The organism is Nocardioides ferulae (assembly GCF_003660455.1).
GTDB lineage: Bacteria > Actinomycetota > Actinomycetes > Propionibacteriales > Nocardioidaceae > Nocardioides > Nocardioides ferulae.
The window spans coordinates 54392-74642 of record NZ_QZVR01000015.1 but is presented as its reverse complement, the minus strand read 5'-3'; the positions used below and the strand labels follow the sequence as shown (position 1 = coordinate 74642).

22 protein-coding genes are annotated in these 20251 nt (G+C 73.7%); 14 read left to right on the top strand and 8 right to left on the bottom strand.

Annotated features, from left to right (window positions below; translation table 11 throughout):
• The first annotated feature begins 75 nt into the window (after positions 1-75).
• Positions 76-672: a malonic semialdehyde reductase gene (locus D6B71_RS15815; RefSeq protein WP_121256793.1), complete on the top strand. Its 597-nt coding sequence runs from the start codon at positions 76-78 to the stop codon at positions 670-672.
• Between the two features lies 1 nt (position 673).
• Here the strand turns inward: D6B71_RS15815 and mgrA are convergent, their stop codons facing one another.
• Both mgrA and D6B71_RS15805 read right to left on the bottom strand, forming a co-directional pair.
• Entirely contained in the window at positions 674-1720 is a 1047-nt protein-coding gene (mgrA, locus tag D6B71_RS15810; protein ID WP_121256791.1) for an L-glyceraldehyde 3-phosphate reductase, read from the bottom strand.
• Positions 1721-1766: 46 nt separating this feature from the next.
• Positions 1767-2369, bottom strand: a complete 603-nt coding sequence (locus D6B71_RS15805; protein ID WP_121256789.1) for a TetR/AcrR family transcriptional regulator — start codon at positions 2367-2369, stop codon at positions 1767-1769.
• A 144-nt stretch (positions 2370-2513) separates the two neighbouring features.
• On the opposite strand from D6B71_RS15805, the gene D6B71_RS15800 reads away from it, so the two are divergent.
• The 5 genes from D6B71_RS15800 to D6B71_RS15780 all read left to right on the top strand — a co-directional run bounded on the left by D6B71_RS15800 (position 2514) and on the right by D6B71_RS15780 (position 7481).
• The gene (locus tag D6B71_RS15800; protein ID WP_121256787.1) at positions 2514-3266 is read left to right on the top strand and encodes an SDR family oxidoreductase; all 753 of its coding nucleotides are present in this window, start codon (positions 2514-2516) and stop codon (positions 3264-3266) included.
• Between the two features lie 54 nt (positions 3267-3320).
• Entirely contained in the window at positions 3321-4547 is a 1227-nt protein-coding gene (locus D6B71_RS15795; RefSeq protein ID WP_121256784.1) for an acyl-CoA dehydrogenase family protein, read from the top strand.
• A 26-nt stretch (positions 4548-4573) separates the two neighbouring features.
• On the top strand, positions 4574-5725 hold the full coding sequence (locus D6B71_RS15790; protein ID WP_121256781.1) for an acyl-CoA dehydrogenase family protein: 1152 nt from the start codon (positions 4574-4576) through the stop codon (positions 5723-5725).
• A 35-nt stretch (positions 5726-5760) separates the two neighbouring features.
• Positions 5761-6711, top strand: coding sequence for an alpha/beta hydrolase (locus D6B71_RS15785; RefSeq protein ID WP_240641454.1), 951 nt, complete (start codon positions 5761-5763; stop codon positions 6709-6711).
• A gap of 101 nt (positions 6712-6812) precedes the next feature.
• On the top strand, positions 6813-7481 hold the full coding sequence (locus D6B71_RS15780; protein WP_121256778.1) for a DUF1707 SHOCT-like domain-containing protein: 669 nt from the start codon (positions 6813-6815) through the stop codon (positions 7479-7481).
• A 7-nt stretch (positions 7482-7488) separates the two neighbouring features.
• On the opposite strand, the gene D6B71_RS15775 is transcribed toward D6B71_RS15780, so the two are convergent.
• A complete protein-coding gene (locus D6B71_RS15775; protein ID WP_121256775.1) occupies positions 7489-8760 on the bottom strand; it encodes a PucR family transcriptional regulator in 1272 nt (423 codons plus the stop codon).
• A gap of 172 nt (positions 8761-8932) precedes the next feature.
• Between D6B71_RS15775 and D6B71_RS15770 the strand changes: the two genes are divergently transcribed.
• Genes D6B71_RS15770 through D6B71_RS15750 form a run of 5 tightly spaced genes read left to right on the top strand, consistent with a single transcriptional unit; the run spans position 8933 to position 13868 of the window.
• Positions 8933-9751: an ABC transporter ATP-binding protein gene (locus tag D6B71_RS15770; RefSeq protein WP_121256772.1), complete on the top strand. Its 819-nt coding sequence runs from the start codon at positions 8933-8935 to the stop codon at positions 9749-9751.
• Between the two features lies 1 nt (position 9752).
• Positions 9753-10454 (top strand): ABC transporter ATP-binding protein, encoded by a 702-nt coding sequence (locus tag D6B71_RS15765; RefSeq protein ID WP_121256771.1) that lies wholly within the window; start codon positions 9753-9755, stop codon positions 10452-10454.
• 11 nt (positions 10455-10465) lie between these two features.
• Positions 10466-11344: a branched-chain amino acid ABC transporter permease gene (locus tag D6B71_RS15760; RefSeq protein ID WP_121256768.1), complete on the top strand. Its 879-nt coding sequence runs from the start codon at positions 10466-10468 to the stop codon at positions 11342-11344.
• Entirely contained in the window at positions 11344-12531 is a 1188-nt protein-coding gene (locus D6B71_RS15755; protein WP_121256765.1) for a branched-chain amino acid ABC transporter permease, read from the top strand. The genes D6B71_RS15760 and D6B71_RS15755 overlap by 1 nt, the downstream gene beginning before the upstream one ends.
• Positions 12528-13868 (top strand): ABC transporter substrate-binding protein, encoded by a 1341-nt coding sequence (locus D6B71_RS15750; protein WP_121256763.1) that lies wholly within the window; start codon positions 12528-12530, stop codon positions 13866-13868. Before D6B71_RS15755 ends, D6B71_RS15750 begins: the two co-directional genes overlap by 4 nt.
• A gap of 30 nt (positions 13869-13898) precedes the next feature.
• Here the strand turns inward: D6B71_RS15750 and D6B71_RS15745 are convergent, their stop codons facing one another.
• Together D6B71_RS15745 and truA are read right to left on the bottom strand one after the other, a co-directional pair.
• On the bottom strand, positions 13899-14498 hold the full coding sequence (locus D6B71_RS15745) for a class I SAM-dependent methyltransferase (RefSeq protein ID WP_121256760.1): 600 nt from the start codon (positions 14496-14498) through the stop codon (positions 13899-13901).
• Positions 14498-15325 carry a tRNA pseudouridine(38-40) synthase TruA gene (truA, locus tag D6B71_RS15740; protein WP_121256759.1) on the bottom strand — a complete coding sequence of 276 codons (828 nt, stop codon included), beginning with the start codon at positions 15323-15325 and terminating at the stop codon, positions 14498-14500. Before truA ends, D6B71_RS15745 begins: the two co-directional genes overlap by 1 nt.
• 26 nt (positions 15326-15351) lie before the next feature.
• Between truA and D6B71_RS15735 the strand changes: the two genes are divergently transcribed.
• A complete protein-coding gene (locus D6B71_RS15735) occupies positions 15352-16131 on the top strand; it encodes a DUF72 domain-containing protein (protein WP_240641453.1) in 780 nt (259 codons plus the stop codon).
• A gap of 3 nt (positions 16132-16134) precedes the next feature.
• Here D6B71_RS15735 and D6B71_RS15730 read toward each other — a convergent pair whose 3' ends face one another.
• Positions 16135-17064 carry a PfkB family carbohydrate kinase gene (locus tag D6B71_RS15730; protein ID WP_121256754.1) on the bottom strand — a complete coding sequence of 310 codons (930 nt, stop codon included), beginning with the start codon at positions 17062-17064 and terminating at the stop codon, positions 16135-16137.
• Positions 17065-17169: 105 nt separating this feature from the next.
• Here D6B71_RS15730 and D6B71_RS15725 point away from each other — a divergent pair, with 105 nt between their 5' ends.
• Together D6B71_RS15725 and D6B71_RS15720 are read left to right on the top strand one after the other, a co-directional pair.
• Positions 17170-17544, top strand: a complete 375-nt coding sequence (locus D6B71_RS15725; protein WP_121256752.1) for a GntR family transcriptional regulator — start codon at positions 17170-17172, stop codon at positions 17542-17544.
• A 139-nt stretch (positions 17545-17683) separates the two neighbouring features.
• Positions 17684-18424: a DUF2786 domain-containing protein gene (locus D6B71_RS15720; protein ID WP_121256750.1), complete on the top strand. Its 741-nt coding sequence runs from the start codon at positions 17684-17686 to the stop codon at positions 18422-18424.
• A 75-nt stretch (positions 18425-18499) separates the two neighbouring features.
• On the opposite strand, the gene rplQ is transcribed toward D6B71_RS15720, so the two are convergent.
• Together rplQ and D6B71_RS15710 are read right to left on the bottom strand one after the other, a co-directional pair.
• A complete protein-coding gene (rplQ, locus tag D6B71_RS15715) occupies positions 18500-19048 on the bottom strand; it encodes a 50S ribosomal protein L17 (RefSeq protein ID WP_121256748.1) in 549 nt (182 codons plus the stop codon).
• A gap of 165 nt (positions 19049-19213) precedes the next feature.
• Entirely contained in the window at positions 19214-20230 is a 1017-nt protein-coding gene (locus tag D6B71_RS15710; RefSeq protein ID WP_121256746.1) for a DNA-directed RNA polymerase subunit alpha, read from the bottom strand.
• Between the last annotated feature and the right edge of the window lie 21 nt (positions 20231-20251).

Below are 20251 nucleotides of genomic sequence, written 5' to 3'. Positions count from 1 at the left end.
GCGCGGCGCGTCGACTGAGACCAGCGCCACACGTCCCGCGGGACGATCCCTTGCCTGCGGCTGGTTGAAAGTTGCATGACCAACGCGCTTGCCCTCTCGCCCGACGCCCAGGACCTGCTCTTCCGCGAGGCCCGCACGGCCAACGCCTTCACCGACGAGCCGGTGACCGACGAGCAGGTCGCGGCGATCTACGACCTGGTGAAGTACGCCCCCACCGCGATGAACACCCAGCCGCTGCGGGTCGTGCTGGTCCGCGACGGCGAGCCGCGCGAGCGGCTGCTCAAGCACATGTCGGAGGGCAACCGCGAGAAGACCGGCGCCGCGCCGCTGGTCGCCGTGCTGGCCGCCGACACCGACTTCCACGAGCACCTCCCCCGCACCTTCCCGCACTTCGCCGGCGCCAAGGACCTCTTCGCCGACGACGCCGCACGCGAGCAGGCCGCCCGGTTCAACGCGACGCTGCAGGTCGGCTACTTCCTGCTCGGCGTCCGCGCCGCCGGCCTCGCCGCAGGCCCGATGGGCGGCTTCGACGCCGCCGCGCTCGACGCCGACCTCTTGGCCGGCACCACGCTGAAGTCGCTGCTGGTCGTCAACATCGGCCACCCGGCCGAGAACGCCTGGTTCGACCGGCTCCCCCGCCTCGAGCTCGACGAGGTCGTCCGCGAGGCCTGAGTCAGTCCTGGATGCTCTTCGACCACAGGTTGATGCCGGCGTCCACGGCGTCGCGGTCGATCGCGGCCAGCTCGTCGGCGGTGAGCTCGGGGCCGGCCAGCGCGTCGAGGTTGGCGTCGAGCTGCTCGACCGACGAGGCACCGATCACCAGTGAGGTGACCCGCGGGTCCCGCAGCGCCCACTGCAGCGCGAGCTGGGCCAGCTTCTGGCCGCGCGCGGCCGCGATGTCGTTGAGCCGCCGCACGTGGCCCAGCACCCGGTCGTCGAGGTGCTCGGCCGGCAGCGAGCCACCGACCCGCGCGGCCCGCGAGTCGGCGGGGACACCGTCCAGGTAGCGGTCGGTCAGCAGCCCCTGGGCGAGCGGGCTGAACGCGATGCAGCCCATCCCCTGCTCCTCCAGCTCGTCGAGCAGGTCCTCCTCGATCCAGCGGTTGAGCATGGAGTACGACGGCTGGTGGATCAGCAGCGGCGTGCCGAGGTCGCGGGCGATCGCGGCGGCCTCGCGGGTCTTGGCGGCGGAGTACGACGAGATGCCGACGTAGAGCGCCCGGCCCGAGCGCACCGCGTGGTCCAGCGCCCCCATCGTCTCCTCGAGCGGGGTCTCGGGGTCGAACCGGTGGCTGTAGAAGATGTCGACGTAGTCGAGGCCCATCCGGGCCAGCGACTGGTCCAGCGAGGCCAGGACGTACTTCCGTGAGCCGCCGCCCTGACCGTAGGGGCCCGGCCACATGTCGTAGCCGGCTTTGGACGAGATCACCAGCTCGTCGCGCAGCCCGGCGAAGTCGTCGCGCAGGTAGCGGCCGAAGTTCTCCTCGGCGCGGCCGTAGGGCGGGCCGTAGTTGTTGGCGAGGTCGAAGTGGGTCACGCCGCGGTCGAAGGCGCGCCGCAGGATCGCCCGCTGGGTCTCCTCGGGCCGGTCGGTGCCGAAGTTCTGCCAGAGCCCGAGCGAGATCATCGGCAGCTGCAGCCCGCTGCGCCCGGTGAAGCGGTACTCCATCCCGGTGGCGGCGGTGTCGTAGCGGTTCTCGGCAGGGGTCCAGGCGGTCATGCCCCCACCCTGCCACCGGTCCGGTCGTGGGTCGGTCGATCGGGGATCAGCACGGTGTGATCGCCGCGACCATCCGCAGCGCCAGCTCGCGGTAGTGCGCCGCCACCTCGTCCGGCGTACGCGTCAGGCCCTCGTGGTACCACCGCGCCACGTCGATGCCCAGCGACAGCACGGCGCCGGCGCTCATCCGGGCGTCGTCGGTGGCGAACACCCCGGCGGCCACGCCGCGCTCGACCAGCTCGCGGACCGCGGCGTCCATCCGGTGCCGCAGCCGGTCGATCTCGGCGCGGTGGTCGGGCGCCAGCGCGGCCAGCTCGTAGTTCACGATGCGCGCGGTGGTGTGCTCGACGGCGTGGTGGCGCACGAAGTCCTCGACCAGCCGGGCCAGCTGCGTCGCTGGGTCGGGCGAGGAGCCGATCGCCGCCTCGATGATCCGCAGCGTCCGCTCGTGCCCCTCGCGAGAGATCTCGTGCAGCAGCTCCTCCTTCGAGGCGTAGTGCACGTAGAGCGCGGCCGGGCTCATCCCGGCGGCGGAGGCGATGTCGCGGGTGGTGGTGCCGTGGAAGCCCCGGGCGGCGAACGACGCGACGGCCGCGGCCACCAGGCGCTGCCGGGCCGGGGCCCCGGCCGTCGTCGCCTGCGCTGCCATGCCCCTCCCTCCGGTCGACTCCCGACGGTTGACGTGCCGGGTGACCGCAGGGTAAGCAAGCGCTTAGTCATTCGGCAACCGCCCAGGAGGAGCCTCCGTGCCCGTGCCCCACCCGCAGCACCCCCTCCCCCTCGGACTCGGCTCGTGAACGGCCTGGCCGGCAAGGTCGCCGTGGTGACCGGCGCCAGCCGCGGCATCGGCCTGGGCATCGCGCAGCGCTTGGTCGCCGAGGGCGCCCGGGTCTGCGTCACCGCCCGCAAGCCCGAGGCGCTGGCGGAGGCCGTCGCGGCCCTCGGCGGGCCCGAGCACGCGATCGGGGTCGCCGGCAACGCCGCGGACGCCGACCACCGCGAGGAGACCGTGGCCCGCACGCTCCAGACCTTCGGCCGGCTCGACCTGCTGGTCAACAACACCGGCATCAACCCGGTCTTCGGCCCGCTGATGCAGCTCGACCTCGAGGCCGCTCGCAAGATCGTCGAGGTCAACTGCCTGGCCGCCCTGGCCTGGGTGCAGGCGGCCCACCGCTCCTGGATGGCCGAGCACGGCGGCGCGGTGGTCAACGTCGCCTCCGTCGCCGGGGTCAGGACCGCGCCCGGCATCGCGATGTACGGCGCGAGCAAGGCGATGCTGATCAGCCTCACCGAGGACCTCGCCGTCGAGCTCGGTCCGAAGGTGCGGGTCAATGCGGTCGCCCCCGCGGTGGTCAAGACCCGGTTCGCGACGGCGCTCTACGAGGGCCGCGAGTCCGAGGTCGCCGACGCCTACCCGCTCAAGCGGCTCGGCGTCCCCGAGGACGTCGCCGGCGCGGTCGCCTTCCTGCTCTCCGAGGACGCCGGCTGGGTCACCGGCCAGACGATGGTCCTCGACGGCGGCGTCACCCTGACCGGCGGCAGCTGAGCCCTTCCCCCATCACTCGCCAACACGACCAGTCACCGGACTCTGGAGCCACCCATGCACTTCGCCTACGACGAGCGCACCGAAGAGCTGCGCTCGACCCTGCTCGCCTTCATGGACGAGCACGTCTACCCCGCCGAGGAGGTCTTCCACACCCAGCTCGGCGAGCTCGACGACCGCTGGGCGTGGACCCGCACCCCGGTGCTGCGCGAGCTGCAGGACCAGGCCCGCGCCCGGGGCCTGTGGAACCTCTTCCTCCCCCGCGAGCACGGCGACCTCGGCGCCGAGCTCACCAACCTGCAGTACGCCCCGCTCGCCGAGATCAGCGGGCGCAGCGGCCACCTCGCGCCGGCCGCGATGAACTGCGCGGCGCCGGACACCGGCAACATGGAGGTGCTGACGATGTTCGGCACCCCCGAGCAGCAGGAGCGCTGGCTGCGGCCGCTGCTCGACGGCCGGATCCGCTCGGCGTTCGCGATGACCGAGCCCGACGTGGCCTCCTCCGACGCCACCAACATCGGCACCCGCATCGAGCGCGACGGCGACGAGTACGTCGTCAACGGGCGCAAGTGGTGGATCACCGGCGCGATGAACCCCGACGCCGAGATCTTCATCGTCATGGGCAAGACCGACCCCGAGGCCTCGCGACACCGCCAGCAGTCGATGCTGCTGGTCCCCCGCGACACCCCCGGCCTGACCGTGGTGCGCGGCATGGAGGTCTTCGGCTACGACGACCACAGCCACGGCGGCCACGCCGAGCTGCTCTTCGAGGACGTGCGGGTCCCCGCGTCGTACCTCATCGGCGAGGAGGGGCAGGGCTTCGCGATCGCCCAGGCCCGGCTGGGTCCCGGCCGGATCCACCACTGCATGCGCGCGATCGGGGTCGCCGAGCGGGCCATCGAGTTGATGTGCCGCCGGGTCGAAGACCGGGTGGCGTTCGGCCGCAAGCTGTCCGAGCAGGGGGTGGTCCGTGACTGGATCGCCGAGTCGCGGGTGCGCGTGGAGCAGCTGCGGCTGCTGGTGCTCAAGACCGCCTGGCTGATGGACACCGTCGGCAACAAGGGCGCGCACACCGAGATCCAGGCGATCAAGATCGCCACGCCGCGCACGGTCGAGTGGATCATGGACAAGGCGATCCAGGCCCACGGTGCCGGTGGCCTGTCGCAGGACTTCCCGCTGGCCGAGTCGTTCGCCGGCATCCGCACCCTGCGGTTCGCCGACGGACCCGACGAGGTGCACAAGAACTCGCTGGCCAAGGCCGAGATCCGTCGGCACGCCGGCTGACCGGCAGCACCGACCGAGGAGCACACGTGGACCTGAGCCTGACCGAGGAGCAGGAGAGCTTCCGCCGCCTGGCGCGGGAGTTCCTCGACCGCGAGGCGGTGCCACACCGCGCCCGGTGGGACCGTGACGAGCAGGTCGACACCGCGATCATCCCCAGGATGGCCGAGCTGGGGTTCTTCGGCCTGACCATCCCCGAGGAGTACGGCGGGCTGGGCGGCGACTACGTCACCTACGTGCTGGCGATGGAGGAGCTGGGCCGCGCCGACTCGGCCCTGCGCGGCATCGTGTCGGTCTCCAACGGCCTGGTCGGCAAGTCGGTGCTCGGCTTCGGCACCGAGGAGCAGAAGCGGGCCTGGCTGCCCGGCATTGCCGACGGCACCGTCCTCGGCTGCTTCGGCCTCACCGAGCCCGACACCGGCTCGGACGCGGGCAGCCTGTCCTCGCGGGCCCGCCGGGACGGCTCGGACTACCTGATCACCGGGCGCAAGCTGTTCATCACCAACGGCACCTGGGCCGACGTCGCGCTCGTCTTCGCGCGCACCGGCGGCCCGGGCCCCCGCGGCATCAGCGCCTTCCTGGTGCCCACCGATGCGCCCGGGTTCGAGGCCCGCGAGGTGAAGGGCAAGCTCGGGCTGCGCGGCCAGGCCACCGCCGAGTTGTTCCTCGACGACGTCCGGGTGCCCGAGTCGGCCCGGCTCGGCGAGGAGGGCCAGGGCTTCAAGATCGCGATGACCACGCTCGACAAGGGCCGCGTCTCGGTCGCCGCGGGCTGCGTCGGCATCGTGCAGGGCTGTCTGGAGGCGTCGGTGCAGTACGCCACGAGCCGCACCCAGTTCGGCAAGCCGATCGCCGGGTTCCAGCTGGTGCAGGACATGATCGCCGACATCTCGCTGGACGCCGACGCCGCACGGCTGCTGGTGTGGCGCTGCGCCGACCTGGTCGACCGCGGCCAGCCGTTCGGCATCGCGGCGTCCAAGGCGAAGCTGTTCGCCTCCGAGGCCGCCGTGCGCGCCGCGAACCTCGCGGTCCAGGTGCACGGCGGCGCGGGCTACGTCGACGACTACCCGGTCGCGAAGTACCTCCGCGACGCCCGCGTGATGACGCTCTACGAAGGCACCAGCCAGGTGCAGAAGCTGCTGATCGGGCGCGCCGAGACCGGCATCAGCGCCTTCGTCTGACCCGCGTCCCGACGCCACCACCCAGAGGAGAACCCGTGACCCAGCTCGACCCGCGGCTCGACCCCGAGCTCGCCGTCGTCCTGCAGATGCTCGCCGGCGCCGGCACTCCGGCGATGCACGAGGGCAGCGCCGAGGAGGCCCGGGCCGCCTTCCGCACGCTCGCCGTCGACCTGCGCGACCCGTCGGTGCTGCCCGAGGTCGCCGAGGTGCGCGACCTGACCGTCCCCGGCGGGGAGGGCGAGCGCCCCGCGCGCCTCTACCGGCCGGCGGCCGGCGAGCTGCCCACGGTGCTGCTCTTCCACGGCGGCGGCTGGGTGATCGGCGACCTGGACACCCACGACCTGATGGCGCGCACCCTCGCGACCGCGTGCGAGGCGGTCGTGGTCTCGGTCGACTACCGGCTGGCCCCCGAGCACCCGTTCCCGGCCGCGGTCGACGACGCCTTGGCGGCGACCCGTTGGGCCGCCGCCCACCTGGCCGAGCTGGGCGGCGACGGGCGGCTCGCGGTCGCCGGTGACAGCGCCGGCGGCAACCTGGCGGCGGTCACCGCGCAGGCCATGCGCGACGAGGGCGTGCCGTTGGCCGGCCAACTGCTCGTCTATCCGGGCACCGACTTCACCAGCGACCACCCCTCCCGCGCCGAGAACGCCGAGGGCTACTTCCTCGACCAGGCCACGATGCTGTGGTTCGCCGCCCAGTACGTCGGCCACCTGGGCCCGGAGCAGCTGACCGACCCGAGGCTCTCGCCACTGCGCGGCGACGTCACCGGTGTCGCTCCCGCCGTCGTGGTGGTCGCCCAGTTCGACCCGCTGCGCGACGAGGGCACGGCGTACGCCGAGGCGTTGCGCGCGGCCGGCGTGCCGGTCTCGCTCGAGCACTTCGACGGGCTGATCCACGGCTTCGTCGACATGGGCCGCTGGTCGAAGGCGGCCCAGGCCGCGGTCGACGAGACCTGCCGCCTCTTCCGCGACGTGCTGCACGGCTGAGCCCTAAGGCCGCCGACCGGTCAACCGTTCCCCGACACGCCGCGAAATGGCGTGAATCGGTGACGCCTCGGCGTCCAGCCCGGAGCGATAGCCTGGCGGGTATGGATGCCGAGGTGCCGCGCCCCGACCAGCTGCGCATCTCCGACGACGACCGGCACCGCACCGCGGAGTTCCTCCGCGAGGCGGCGGGCGAGGGTCGGATCGACCTCGATGAGCTCGACGAGCGGCTCGATGCGACGTACGCCGCGAAGGTCTACGCCGACCTGGTGCCGGTCGTGATCGACCTGCCCGACGCCGGCAGCGTCGTCCCGGGCGCACCGGGGATGCTGCCGGTCCCCGCCCCCGGGCAGCCGCCGGCGCTGCAGCACCCGATGTACGCCGGCCTCCCGCAGCCGACCAGCAGCCTGGCGGTGATGAGCGGCCAGGACCGCAAGGGTGCCTGGCTGGTGGGGCCCACCCACAACGCGCTCACGCTGATGGGCGGGATCACCATCGACCTGCGCGAGGCGGTCTTCGCCACCCCCGAGGTGGTGATCAACGCCAACGCGGTGATGGGCGCCGTCGACGTGCACGTCAACGCCTGGACCCGCGTGGTGGTCGAGGGGGTCGGCATCATGGGCGCCTTCGAGGAGGGCCGGGCCAAGGTCGCGCCCGAGATCGGGCCGCACTCCCCGCTGGTGCGGGTCAAGGGCGTGGCGCTGATGGGGGCGGTGACGGTGACCCGCAAGCCGATGCCGGGCGAGAAGCGCCGGCGACTGGGCCGCTCCTGAACGACGGCTAGCTGCGCCCCACCGCGAGCAGGGCCAGTCCGAGCAGCAGCTTGTCGCGGGGGTCGGCGAGGCTGCGCCCGGTGAGCTGCTCGATCTGCTTCATCCGGTAGATGACGGTGTTGCGGTGGCAGTAGAGCTCGGCGGCGGCGTGGGTCGGTGACCCGTCGTGGCGCAGCAGCGCCGCCAGCGTGTCGAGCAGCGTGTGGGCCTGCGGGCCCGGCTGGGCGAGCACCGGCCCGAGCGTCTGCGCGAGCAGCAGCGGCGCGACCTGGGGGCTGCCGGCCAGCAGCACCTCGGGCAGCCGCTCGGAGACCGCGACCACGTCGCGGGCACCGCGGGGCAGGGTGTCGGCCGCCCGCGAGGCGAGCTGGAAGGCGGTCGCGAAGCCGGCGAGGCCGTCGGCGCTGGCCACCCCCATCCGGCCCGGGGCATGCGGCACGAACAGCTCGACCAGGCCCTGCTCGTCGGGCAGGGGTCCGGCGAGCAGCCCGAAGTAGACACCGGCGCGCACATGCCAGCGCGCGGTCACGCCGAGCCGGTCGAGCCGGTCCTCGACGGGGCCCAGCGCGTCGTCGAGCGGTCCGTCGTGCAGCGAGACCACACAGGCGATCGGGTCCTCCGCACCGACGTCGAGCGCGGCCCTGGCCTCCTCGGCGAAGTCGGGGTCCGCGCCGCGGCCCTCCAGCAGTCCGTCGAGCGCGGCCTGCTGCCGCTGGAGGTCCTGGCGCTGCAGCCGGGCGCTCTCGCGGCGGTAGGCGTCGATGAGGACGGCGTTCTGCACGTCGAGGTTCGACCACACCGTGCTCGCCGCGGCGAGCAGCACCGGGTCGTCGATGCCGGCGGCCGGGTCGCCGGCGGCGCGCGCGACCAGCGCCTCCCAGAGCACCCGTGCGCCGAGCGTGTAGGCGTTGAGCACCACCTCGAGGGGAACGCCCTGCCGAGCCCGGCGGCGGCCCGCGTCGCGCCACACGTCGCGCGGCGGGACGCCGGCGTCGCGGCGGCCGGAGAGCACCTCGAGGCCACGCCTGATGTGCAGCCGGGTGCTCTCGCGGACGTCGACGCGCAACTCCGGGCCGACCCGGTCGTAGATCTCCGCGTCGCGCTCGAACAGCATCAGCGTGATGCTGTCGGCGATCGCGTCGGAGCGGTCCAGCAGCGAGGCCCACGCCCGCTGCACGGCCTCGGCGGGGGCCGGGTGGGCGGCGGGGCCGCGCCGCCCGGCGGACGTCCCGGTCGGGTGCGCCGGCGCCGGGCCGGCGGGGTGGACCGAGGGACGCATGGGGCCACGTTCGCACTGCGTGCACAAACCTGGCTAGCCCCGACCACGGTTCACAGCGCCCGATCCAACCCATTCTGGGCGCTACGCCCAATGCGCATCCTGTGCGCTGCGACCAAGGTGTTCCCCGTCACACCGATGGAGACGACCAGTCCCGCACAGATCCGGAGGCACGGTGCCCGACCTGCTCACGCTCGACGGTGTCACCGTCACCTTCGGCGGGCTGACCGCTCTGCGCGACGTCGCGCTGCGGGTCGGCCCGCACGAGGTGCTCGGCGTGATCGGGCCCAACGGGGCGGGTAAGACCACCCTGTTCAACGTCGCCTGCGGCTTCGTGGTGCCCGACCGGGGGCAGGTCTCGTGGGAGGGCCGCACCCTGGCCAAGGTCCGCCCGCACGACCTCGCCGGGCTCGGCCTCGCCCGGACCATGCAGGGGCTCGGGCTCTTCGACCGGGTCACCGTGCTGGAGAACGTCATGGTGGGCGCCGACCGGCACGCCCGCGCCGGCTTCCTGGCCTCCCTGCTCGGCCTGGGCCGCGCTTCGCGCGACGAGCGGGCACTGCGGGAGCGGGCCCGGGCGGCGCTGGCCGACCTCGGCGTCGAGGCCTACGCCGACCGCTACCCGCCGAGCCTCCCCTACCCGGTCCGCAAACGGGTCGCCTTGGCCCGGGCCCTGGTCGCGGAGCCCCGGCTGTTGCTGCTCGACGAGCCCGCCAGCGGCCTCTCCGCCGACGACCTCGACGAGCTCGCCGCCCTGGTCCGCGGTCTCACCGACCGGATGTCGGTGATGCTGGTCGAGCACCACATGGACCTCGTCATGTCGGTCTGCGACCGGATCACCGTGCTCGACTTCGGCCGGGTGATCGCCGACGGCACCCCGGCCCAGGTGCGCGAGGACCCCGCCGTGCTGGCGGCCTACCTCGGCGACACCGTCGCGGCCACCGGACCCGCCTCGCCCGACGGGCCGGACCGAGACCCCGGGACGGTGGCCTGAGATGCTCCAGATCCGCGACCTGACCGTCGACTACGGCCCGGTGCGGGCCCTGGCCGGGGTCTCCTTCTCCGCCGGAGGCGGCGCCATCACCGCCGTGCTGGGCGCCAACGGCGCCGGCAAGACCACCCTGCTGCGCACGGTCTCCGGCCTGCACCGCGCCGAGTCCGGCACGATCACCTTCGACGAGCACCGGCTCGACCGGGTGGCCGCGGAGCGGATGCCCGCGCTCGGCCTCGCCCATGTGCCCGAGGGCCGCGGCGTCATCGCCGAGCTCACCGTCGAGGAGAACCTGCGGCTGGGGGGCCTGGCCCGGGGCCGGGTCTCCCGCGGCGAGCTGGACCGGGTGCTCGAGCTGTTCCCCGCCCTGGCCGACCGCCGCTCGGCGACCGCCCACGTGCTCTCCGGCGGCGAGCGGCAGATGCTGGTGATCGGCCGGGCCCTGATGAGCCGGCCGACGATGCTGCTGCTCGACGAGCCCTCGCTCGGCCTGGCCCCGCGCGTGGTCGCCCAGATCTTCGCGCTGCTGCGCCGCCTGGTGACCGACGAGGGGCTGGGCGTGGTGCTGGTGGAGCAGAACGCCCGCAGCGCGCTGTCGGTCGCCGACCGCGGCGTGGTCCTCGACCTCGGCCGGGTGGTCGCCGACGAGCCGGCGGCCGTGCTGGCCGACGACGACCAGCTCCGACACGCCTACCTCGGCTTCTGAGAAGGAGAGACGTGCAACAGCTGCTCAACACCCTGCTCGGGGGGCTCACGCTCGGCATGGTCTATGCCGCGTTCGCCCTTGCGCTGGTGATGATCTGGCGCTCGACGCGGATCGTGAACTTCGCCCAGGCGCCGATGGCGATGGTCACCACGTTCATCGCGCTCTCGGTCATCGACGCCGGGCACTCCTACTGGCTCGGCTTCGCCGCCGCGCTGCTCTCGGGCCTCGTGCTCGGCGCGGTGGTCGAGCGGGTGCTGGTGCGACCGGTGGAGGGCGGCCCCGAGATCAACGCGGTGATCCTCACCCTCGGGCTGTTCATCGTGCTGCACGCACTGGCCTCGGTGATCTTCGGCAACCGGTTCCGCAGCTTCCCCGCCCCGTTCGGGGTGCGCGGGATCGAGGTGGGCGACACCACGATCGCGCTGACCACCTCGGGGGTCTTCACGATCCTCGCGGTGCTCGCGGTGATGGGGTTGCTCGTGCTGCTGTTCCGGTTCACCGACATCGGGCTGCGGATGCGCGCCGCCGCCCACGAGCCGGAGGTGGCCCGGCTGCTCGGCGTACGAGTGGGCCGGATGCTCACGCTGGGCTGGGCGCTGGCCTCCCTGGTCGGCTCGCTCGCCGGCCTCCTGATCGCCAGCGGCAGCCTGGTGCACCCCTCCTACATGGACTCGGTCGTGGTCTACGGCTTCGTCGCCGCGGTGCTCGGGGGCCTGGACAGCCCGCTCGGGGCGGTGCTCGGGGGCCTCCTGCTCGGCCTGTCCCTGAGCCTGGTCAGCGGCTACGTCGGCTCACAGCTGGTCGCGCTGGCCGCGCTCGGCATCCTCGTCGTCGTCCTGCTGCTGCGCCCCGGCGGCCTGTTCGCCCCGGCCGCGGCGAGGAGGGTCTGATGCCGGCTCCGACGAGAACGGCGGCGCTCACCTGGTGGCGCCACTCCCTGCTCGGCCGGCACCTGCTGGTCGCCGCCCTCGGGCTGCTGGTGGTCGTGGCGGTGCTCGAGAGCGTCAGCGACTTCCGCAACGTGCAGCTGGCCTCGATGGCCTACCTCGGCATCGCCGCCGGCGGACTCACGGTGCTCACCGGGCTCAACGGGCAGCTCTCGCTGGGCCACGGCGCGCTGATGGCGGTGGGCGCCTACACCACCGCGCTCTGCCTGCCGGGCCCGGACGCCGTGGTGCCGCTGCCGGTCGCGGTCCTGGCCTCGGTGCTGGTGACGCTGCTGGTCGGGGCCCTGGTCGGGGTGGCCGCCGCCCGGCTGCACGGTCCCTACCTGGCTGGCGCCACCTTGGCCCTCGCGGTCGCGGTGCCCGGCCTGGCCCTCTTCTTCGAGGAGCGGCTGGGCGGCGAGCAGGGGCTGCGCGTGGCGCTCCCCGAGATCCCCGCATGGGTGCTCGACCTGGCCTTCTTCGTCACCGGCCAGGAGCTCACCCGCAGCCGCTACGTCGCCTACCTGGGCTGGCTCACCCTCCTCGTCACGTTCGTGCTGCTCGCCAACCTCTCCCGCAGCCGGGTGGGCCGGCGCTGGCGCGCGGTCCGCGACGGCGAGGTCGCCGCCGAGCTCGCCGGCATCCGGCTCGGCCAGGCCCGGGTCTCGGCGTTCGTGGTCAGCGCGGCGGCGGCCGGCGCGGCCGGCGCGATGATGGCGATCAGCGTCCGCCTGGCCGCACCCAGCGGCTTCACGCTGACGCTCAGCCTCACCCTGCTGACCGCCGTCGTCCTCGGCGGCCTGGGCAGCCTGGCCGGCGCCCTGGTCGGGGCCGCCCTGCTCACGTTCCTGCCCCAGCTGGTCACCCGGATCGGCACCGACGCCGGCCTCTCCGACATCCAGGCCGCCGAGCTCTCCCCGCTGGTCTACGGGCTGGTCATGGTGCTCGTGGTCCTGCTCGCCCCCGCGGGGCTGGTCGGCACGCTCCGCCTGGCGCTGCTCCGCCGCCGCGCCCGCCGGCCCGCGAGCCCGGTCGCCGGCATCCCCGACCCGCGCCACATCCCCGATTCGCCGGGCCCCTCCGACTCCCCCGGCCGGCCGGCCGGCCAGACGCACGACCCCGCCACCACCTCGAAGGGACACACATCATGAAGACACGGCTCCGGAGGACCGCGCCGCTCGTCGGCGTACTCGCGTCCGCCGTCCTGCTCGCCGGCTGCGGCGCGGGCGGGCGCGACGACGAGGGAGGCGAGGAGGGAGGAGGTGGCGGCGCGACCGACGTCGGCGTCACCGAGGACTCCGTCACCGTCGGCGCGCACTTCCCGCTGACCGGGGTCGCCGCCCCGGGCTACAGCGAGATCCCGACGGGCGCCCAGGCCTACTTCGACTTCGTCAACGCCCAGGGCGGCGTGCACGGCCGCGAGATCGAGTACATCGTCAAGGACGACGGCTACAACCCCACCAACACCAGCACCGTGACCAACGAGCTGGTGCTCCAGGAGGAGATCTTCGCGATGGTGGGCGGGCTCGGCACGCCCACCCACAGCGCGGTCGTCGACTTCCTGCGCGACGAGGGCGTGCCCGACCTGTTCGTCTCCTCCGGCTCGCTGATGTGGGGCGACGACCCGGACAGCTACCCGACGACGTTCGGCTGGCAGACCGACTACGAGAGCGAGGGCAAGATCATCGGCCAGTACGTCGCCGAGAACATGCCCGACGCCAAGGTCGGGCTCTTCCTCCAGGACGACGACTTCGGCGAGGACGCCGAGAAGGGCGTGCGGCAGTTCCTCGACGACCAGATCGTCGGGGTCGAGCGCTACACCTCCGGCAACACCGACGTGGCCCCGCAGATCACCGGCCTCCAGGCCAGCGGCGCGGACCTGGTGCTCGGCTTCACCACTCCCTCCTACACCGCGCTCGCCAAGCTGGTCTCGCTGACCACCGGGTTCACGCCGAAGTGGTTCTTCAGCAACGTCGGCTCCGACTCCGCCCTGGTCGGCTCGCTGCTCGAGCGGTTCTCCGAGGGGGCGGTCAGCGGCGGCGGCGGTGCGCTGGACGGCACGATGACCACCGAGTACCTCGCCGGCGTCGACCAGCCCGACGACCCGTGGGTGCAGCTGTGGCAGCAGGTGTGGGAGGAGCACGGCGAGAAGGGCAAGCTCACCAACTACCGCATCTACGGCATGTCCCAGGCCTACACGTTCGTGCAGGCGCTGCAGGCGGCCGGTGAGGACCTCACCCGCGAGGGCCTGGTCGAGGCGCTGCAGGAGTCCGGTGCCGACTTCGCCGGCCCGCACCTCGCGCCGTACCGCTACGGCGAGGACAGCCACCTCGGCATCTCCGGGATGCGACTGGTCGAGCTCACGGGCGGCAGCTCCGAGCCGCTGACGCCGGTGCTGGTCACCGACATCGGCGACGCACCCATCGAGGAGGACTCCTCCGGGCAGGCCGACGACGCCCCGCCGGAGGGTGGGGTCCCGACCGAGTGACCTGACGGTGCGCGGGAGGTGCGGCGCGGCTCACGAGCCCCGCCGCACCTCCAGCACCCGGAAGCCCTTGGCGCTGGCCAGCCGCACCGTCGGCCAGCCCTGCTCGCCCAGCCACCGCTGCAGCGAGTCGGCGCCGAGGTTCTTGCCCACCACCAGCACCGCCCGGCCCCCCGGCGCCAGCCGGGGCAGCCAGTCCAGCAGCAGCGCGTGCAGCGCCTCCTTGCCGATCCGGATCGGCGGGTTCGACCAGATCTCGTCGAACACCGCGTCGGCCGGCACCCCGTCGGGCGTCGTGGCCGTGAACCGATCGGCCACCCCGAGGGCGGCCGCGTTCTCGTTCGCCAGCAGCACCGCCCGCTCGTTGACGTCGACGCCGGTGACCTGCGCGGTCGGGGCGGCCACCGCGACGGCGAGACCGATCGCGCCGTAGCCGCAGCCCAGGTCGAGCACCCGGCCGCCGGCCGGTGGATCCGTCTCGCGGAACAGCACCGCGGTGCCGACGTCGACGCGGCCCTGCGCGAAGACCCCGGAGCCGCTGACCAGCGCCAGCTCCCGCCCCCAGACCAGGGCGCGCACCGGCATCCGGCGGAACGGCACCGAGGGGTCGGCGGAGAAGTAGTGCTCGTCCATCAGCCGTCCCGTCGGGCCCGGGTCTGGCCGGCCCGCGCGGCCAGCAGCTCGTCGGCCGGGTAGCGCACCTCTTCGAGGGTGAGCCCGTGGGCGTGGGCGACAGTCACCGCCGAGTCGCGCACCCCGGCGCGCAGCACCTCGCCGGCCCACGAGACCGGACGCCGCCCCTCCCCCACCACGAGCAGGCAGCCGACCAGCGCGCGCACCATGCTGTGGCAGAACGCGTCGGCCCGGACCCCGGCGACGGCCACCCCGGCGTCGTCGCGCTCCCACGACAGGTCCAGCAGGGTGCGGATCGTGGTGGCGCCCTCGCGCCGCTTGCAGAACGCCGCGAAGTCGTGCTCGCCGACGAGCGCCGCGGCGGCCTCGTTCATCGCGGCCAGGTCGAGCCGGCGCGGCCAGGCCAGCACCCACCCCCGGGTGAGCGGGTCCACGGCGGCGGGCAGGTCGACGACCCGGTAGGCGTAGCGGCGCCACAGCGCGGAGAAGCGGGCGTCGAACCCGGCCGGCGCCTCGGCCACCCGGCGTACCCGGACGTCGGGTGGGAGCAGGCCGTTGAGCCGGCGCAGCAGCGCCTCGGGAGGCGGGTCGGTCGAGCGCCCCGCCGCCGCGACGAGCAGGTCGGCGTCCACGTCGGCGTGCGTGACCTGCCCGCGCGCGTGCACCCCGGTGTCGGTGCGGCCCGCGCAGACCACCGGCACGGCGTCGACGCGCAGCACCGTGGCCAGCGCCCGGGTCAGCTCGCCCTCGACGGTGCGCAGGCCCGGCTGGGCCGCCCAGCCGTGGAAGTCGCCGCCGTCGTAGGCGAGGTCGATCCGCAGGCGCACCGCGCCATCCTCCCAGATCCGCGCGGATGGGAGGCGACCCGGCCGGGCACCGGGTGGGCATGTCGTGGGCACACATCGGGACCTCGGGGTGGAGCTACGACCACTGGGCGGGCGTGCTCTACCCGCCCGGCCTGCCCAGCGCCCGCCGCCGCGACGTCTACACCGCCCACTTCGACACCGTCGAGCTGAACGCCAGCTTCTACCGGTGGCCGCGCGAGCAGACCTTCGCCTCGTGGAACTCCGCCCTGCCACCCGGCTTCACGATGACGGTCAAGGCACCCCGTGGGCTGACCCACGCCCGGCGGCTGCGCGACGAGGACGGCGTGTGGCGCGACCGGCTGGTGCGCAGCTGGCACGCCCTCCGCGACCGGAGAGGGGTCCTCCTGGTGCAACTGCACCCTGCCCACGAGCGCGACGACGCCCGCCTGGACTGGTTCCTGGCCTCGCTGCCGGAGTGGATGCGGGTGGCCGTCGAGTTCCGCCACCCCAGCTGGCACGCCGACGAGGTGTTCGCGCTGCTCGAGCGGCGCGGCGCGGCGTACGTCGTGATGAGCGGCGCGGGCCTGCCCTGCGTGCTGCGGGCCACCGCCCCGTTCGTCTACGTGCGGCTGCACGGCCCCAGCCACGACCAGCTCTACGCCGGCTCCTACTCCGACGCCGACCTCGGCTGGTGGGCCGACCGCGTCCGCGAGTGGCAGGGGCAGGGCCGGGAGGTCTTCGCCTACTTCAACAACGACGGCGAGGGGCACGCGGTGCGCAACGCGGACACGCTGCGGCACCTGCTCGGGCAGCCCGTGCCGGGCTGAGCCTCACAGCTCCGCGCGGTACGGCGGGTCGGCGCCGGGCCGCGAGACGGTGACCGCCGCTGCCCGGGCGGCGTGGGCGAGCACCTCGGCGATGTCCTCGCGGCCCAGCTCGGGCAGCGCCTCGTGCCCTGTCGCGCCCAGCAGCTCGCGCTCCCAGAGTGCGTCGACGAGCGCCGCACCGAACGTGTCGCCGGCACCGATGGTGTCGGCGACCCGCACACGCGGCGCGGAGACGTCGACGGTTCCGGTCCGCCCGATCCAGGTGGCCCCCTCTCCGCCTCGGGTGACGACCACGGCGCCCGCGCCCAGGTCGAGCAGCCGCCCCGCGGCGGTGGGCAGGTCGGCGTCGGGGTAGAGGGTGGCGAGGTCCTCGTCGCTGGCCTTGACCAGGTCGGCGAGCCGGACCACGCGCTGCACGGCCTCGACCAGCTCCGGCCCGTCGCCGGTGACGTCCGGGCGGGCGTTGACGTCGTAGGTCACCGTGCTGCGCGGGCGCAGTCGTTCGACGAGGGCGACGACGTCGTCGGCCCCCGGTGCGAGCACCGCGCCGAGCGAGCAGACGTGGACGACCAACGGGGCCGGGGCGGTCGGCACCGTGGGTAGCCGCCAGTCGAGGTCGAACTGATAGCTGGCGGCGCCGTCGTCACCGATGGTGGCCACCGCGCAGGAGCTTCGCGGCACGACGGCCGGATCCGCCGCGAGCCGCACCCCGGCGGTGCGCAGGTGGGCGCCGAGCAGCCGTCCGTGGTCGTCGTCGGCGAAGGCGGTGGCGAGCCGGACCGGCCGGCCGAGCCTGGCCAGGGCGACGGCGACGTTGGCGGCGCTACCTCCGGGGTAGGCGGTGCGGCCGCCGTCTCCGGCCACCACGATGTCGACCAGCGCCTCCCCGACCACCAGTGCGTCGCGCTCGTCGGGCTCTCCGGTGTCGCTCACCCCTCTTGCTTAGCGCATCGGACCACGCCGCCGCGGGCGAACCCCCGCACCGGCGGCCAGAGGACGCCGGCGGACGGGCAGGGGACGGGCTTCTAGGCTGGGGACATGCCCGACTCCCCCGCCCGGTCGCTCGCTCTGGTGATCGATCCGTCCTCCGACGTGGCGCCGTTCGAGCAGCTGCGCGCGCAGGTGGCCGGCCGGGCGGCGAGCGGCGAGCTGCCGGCCGGCACCCGGCTCCCGACGGTCCGGGCCCTCGCGGAGGCGCTGGGGCTGGCCACGAACACCGTCGCGAAGGCCTACCGCCACCTGGAGGCCGACGGGGTGGTGAGCACCGAGGGCCGCCGCGGCACCTTCGTGACCGGCTCCACCGCCGGTGGGTCCTCCGAAGCCGTGAGCGCAGCGGGGGCGTACGCCGCGTCGGCCCGCCGGCTCGGGCTCACCCTCGCAGAGGCCGAGAAGCTGCTCCGGCAGGCCTGGTGACCCGGCGGCCGGCCGACCGCGACCGCAGCCGTCTCCACAACGGCCGGTGCCGCCGGGCCCTGTGGAGCAGCCCGGCGCGGAGCCGTCGGGTGTCGGTCGGCTCCGCCAGGGTGGGCCACCGAGCCCCCGAGGAGGAACGATGACCCCGACCGACCCGATCCTGGCCAAGGTGCGCAAGCTGCTGGCCCTGGCCGAGGACCCCGCGGCCACCAGCCACGAGGCCGAGACCTACACCGCCAAGGCGGCCCAGCTGATCGCCGACTACGGCATCGACCGGGCGCTGCTCGCGCAGGCCGACCCCGGCAGCGACCCGGTGGGCGACCTCGTGGTCTCCCTCGACGCGCCGTACGCCGTCGACAAGGCCGAGCTGCTCTCGACGGTCGCGGCGCGGCTGCGCTGCGTGGCGGTGCAGCGCACCAGCCGAGGCGCCGGCGGCAAGGAGCTGTCGATGCACCTGTTCGGTCACGCCTCCGACCTCGAGCGGGCCGAGCTGCTGTTCACCAGTCTGCTGCTGCAGTCGGCCCAGGGCCTGGCCCGCACGCCGGTGCCCGCGTGGGAGCACAAGGCGGCGTTCCGCCGCTCCTGGCTGGCGGGCTTCCGCGGGGCCGTCGGGGCCAGGCTCCTGGCTGCCGAGCAGCGCGCGGCCGACCGTGCGGATGCTCGCTTCGCCGAGGGCGGCACCACGACCGCGGTGGTCCTGGCCGATCGCACCGCCCAGGTCGAGGCGGCCATGCACGACACCTATCCCGATCTGCGCACCGCACGGCCCCGGGTGCTGTCGGGCTCGGGGGGCGCGGCCGGGTGGGCGGCCGGCCACCGCGCGGACCTCGGCGACGGGCCGGCGCGGGTGGGTGGCGGGCGGACCGCTCTGGGCGGTTGAGGGCGGGCCGGCGAAATGGCAGGAGGCCCGCCACCCTGTCGGGCTGGCGGGCCTCCTGGCGGTCGACCTGGTGGGTCAGGCCTTGTCGGCGTCCTCGTCGGCCACCGGGGCCTCCTCGGCGACGACGCTCTCCTCCGGAGAGGCCTCGTCGGTGAGCTCGGTCGGGGGCTCCTCGACCGCGGTCTCCTGCGCGGCAGGAGCCTCGGCCGGCTTCTCGGCCGGCTTCTCGGCCGGCTTGGCCTTGGCCGCCTTCGGCGAGGGGTTGTAGGGCTCGGTGACGAGCTCGATCACGGCCATCGGCGCGTTGTCTCCCTTGCGGGGGCCGATCTTGGTGATCCGGGTGTAGCCACCCGGACGCTCGGCGAAGCCGGGCCCGATCTCGGTGAACAGCACGTGCACCACCGACTTGTCGCGGATGGTCTTGAGGACCTCGCGCCGGCTGTGCAGGTCGCCCTTCTTCGCCTTGGTGATCAGCTTCTCGGCGTAGGGGCGCAGCGTGCGCGCCTTGGCCTCGGTGGTGGTGATCCGGCCGTGCTCGAACAGGGCGGTGGCCAGGTTGGCCAGGATCAGCCGCTGGTGGGCGGGGCTGCCGCCGAGGCGGGCGCCCTTCTTCGGGGTGGGCATCGATCTCTCTCATTTCTCTCCGGCCGTATCAGGTACCGGAGTAGTGGGGCGTTTCAGGCACACGTGCCGATGGTGCGTGCATCGCAAGGCGGAGGAGGGAAGGCGGCCCGGGTTTGGCCGTCGACCGACGACAACGCCGCGAGGTGCGCGCCAGCGGTGCGTGTGTCAGTACTGTTCGTCCTCGACGAAGGCATCGTCGTCATCGTCGCCGTAGGCGGCGAGGGCGGCGTGCGGGTCGAAGCCGGGGGCGCTGTCCTTGAGCGACAGGCCCATCTCGACCAGCTTGGCCTTGACCTCGTCGATCGACTTCGCGCCGAAGTTGCGGATGTCGAGCAGGTCCTGCTCCGAGCGGCTGATGAGCTCACCCACGGTGTGGATGCCCTCGCGCTTGAGGCAGTTGTAGGAGCGCACGGTCAGCTGCAGGTCCTCGACCGGGAGGGCGAGGTCGGCGGCGAGCTGCTCGTCGACGGGCGAGGGGCCGATGTCGATGCCCTCGGCCTCGACGTTGAGCTCACGGGCCAGGCCGAACAGCTCGACCAGGGTCTTGCCGGCCGACGCGAGGGCGTCGCGGGGACGGATCGACGGCTTGGTCTCGACGTCGATGACGAGCTTGTCGAAGTCGGTGCGCTGCTCGACACGGGTGGCCTCGACCTTGTAGGTCACCTTGAGCACCGGGCTGTAGATCGAGTCGACCGGGACCCGGCCGATCTCGTTGTCGGCGCCCTTGTTCTGGACCGCGCTGACGTAGCCGCGGCCCCGCTCGACGACCAGCTCCATCTCGAGCTTGCCCGAGTCGGAGAGCGTGGCGATCTTGAGGTCGGGGTTGTGCACCTCGACACCGGCCGGGGGCGCGATGTCGGCGGCGGTCACGTCGCCGGCACCGGACTTGCGCAGGTACATGGTGACCGGCTCGTCGTGCTCGGAGGAGACGACGAGGCCCTTGAGGTTGAGGATGATCTCGGTGACGTCCTCCTTGACGCCCTCCACGGTGGAGAACTCGTGGAGCACGTTGTCGATCTTGATGCTGGTGACGGCGGCACCGGGGATCGACGACAGGAGGGTGCGACGCAGCGAGTTGCCGAGGGTGTAGCCGAAGCCGGGCTCGAGCGGCTCGATCACGAACCGGGAACGGAACTCGTCGACGGACTCTTCCGACAGGGTGGGGCGCTGTGCGATGAGCACTGGTTCTTTCCTTTCCGGGCC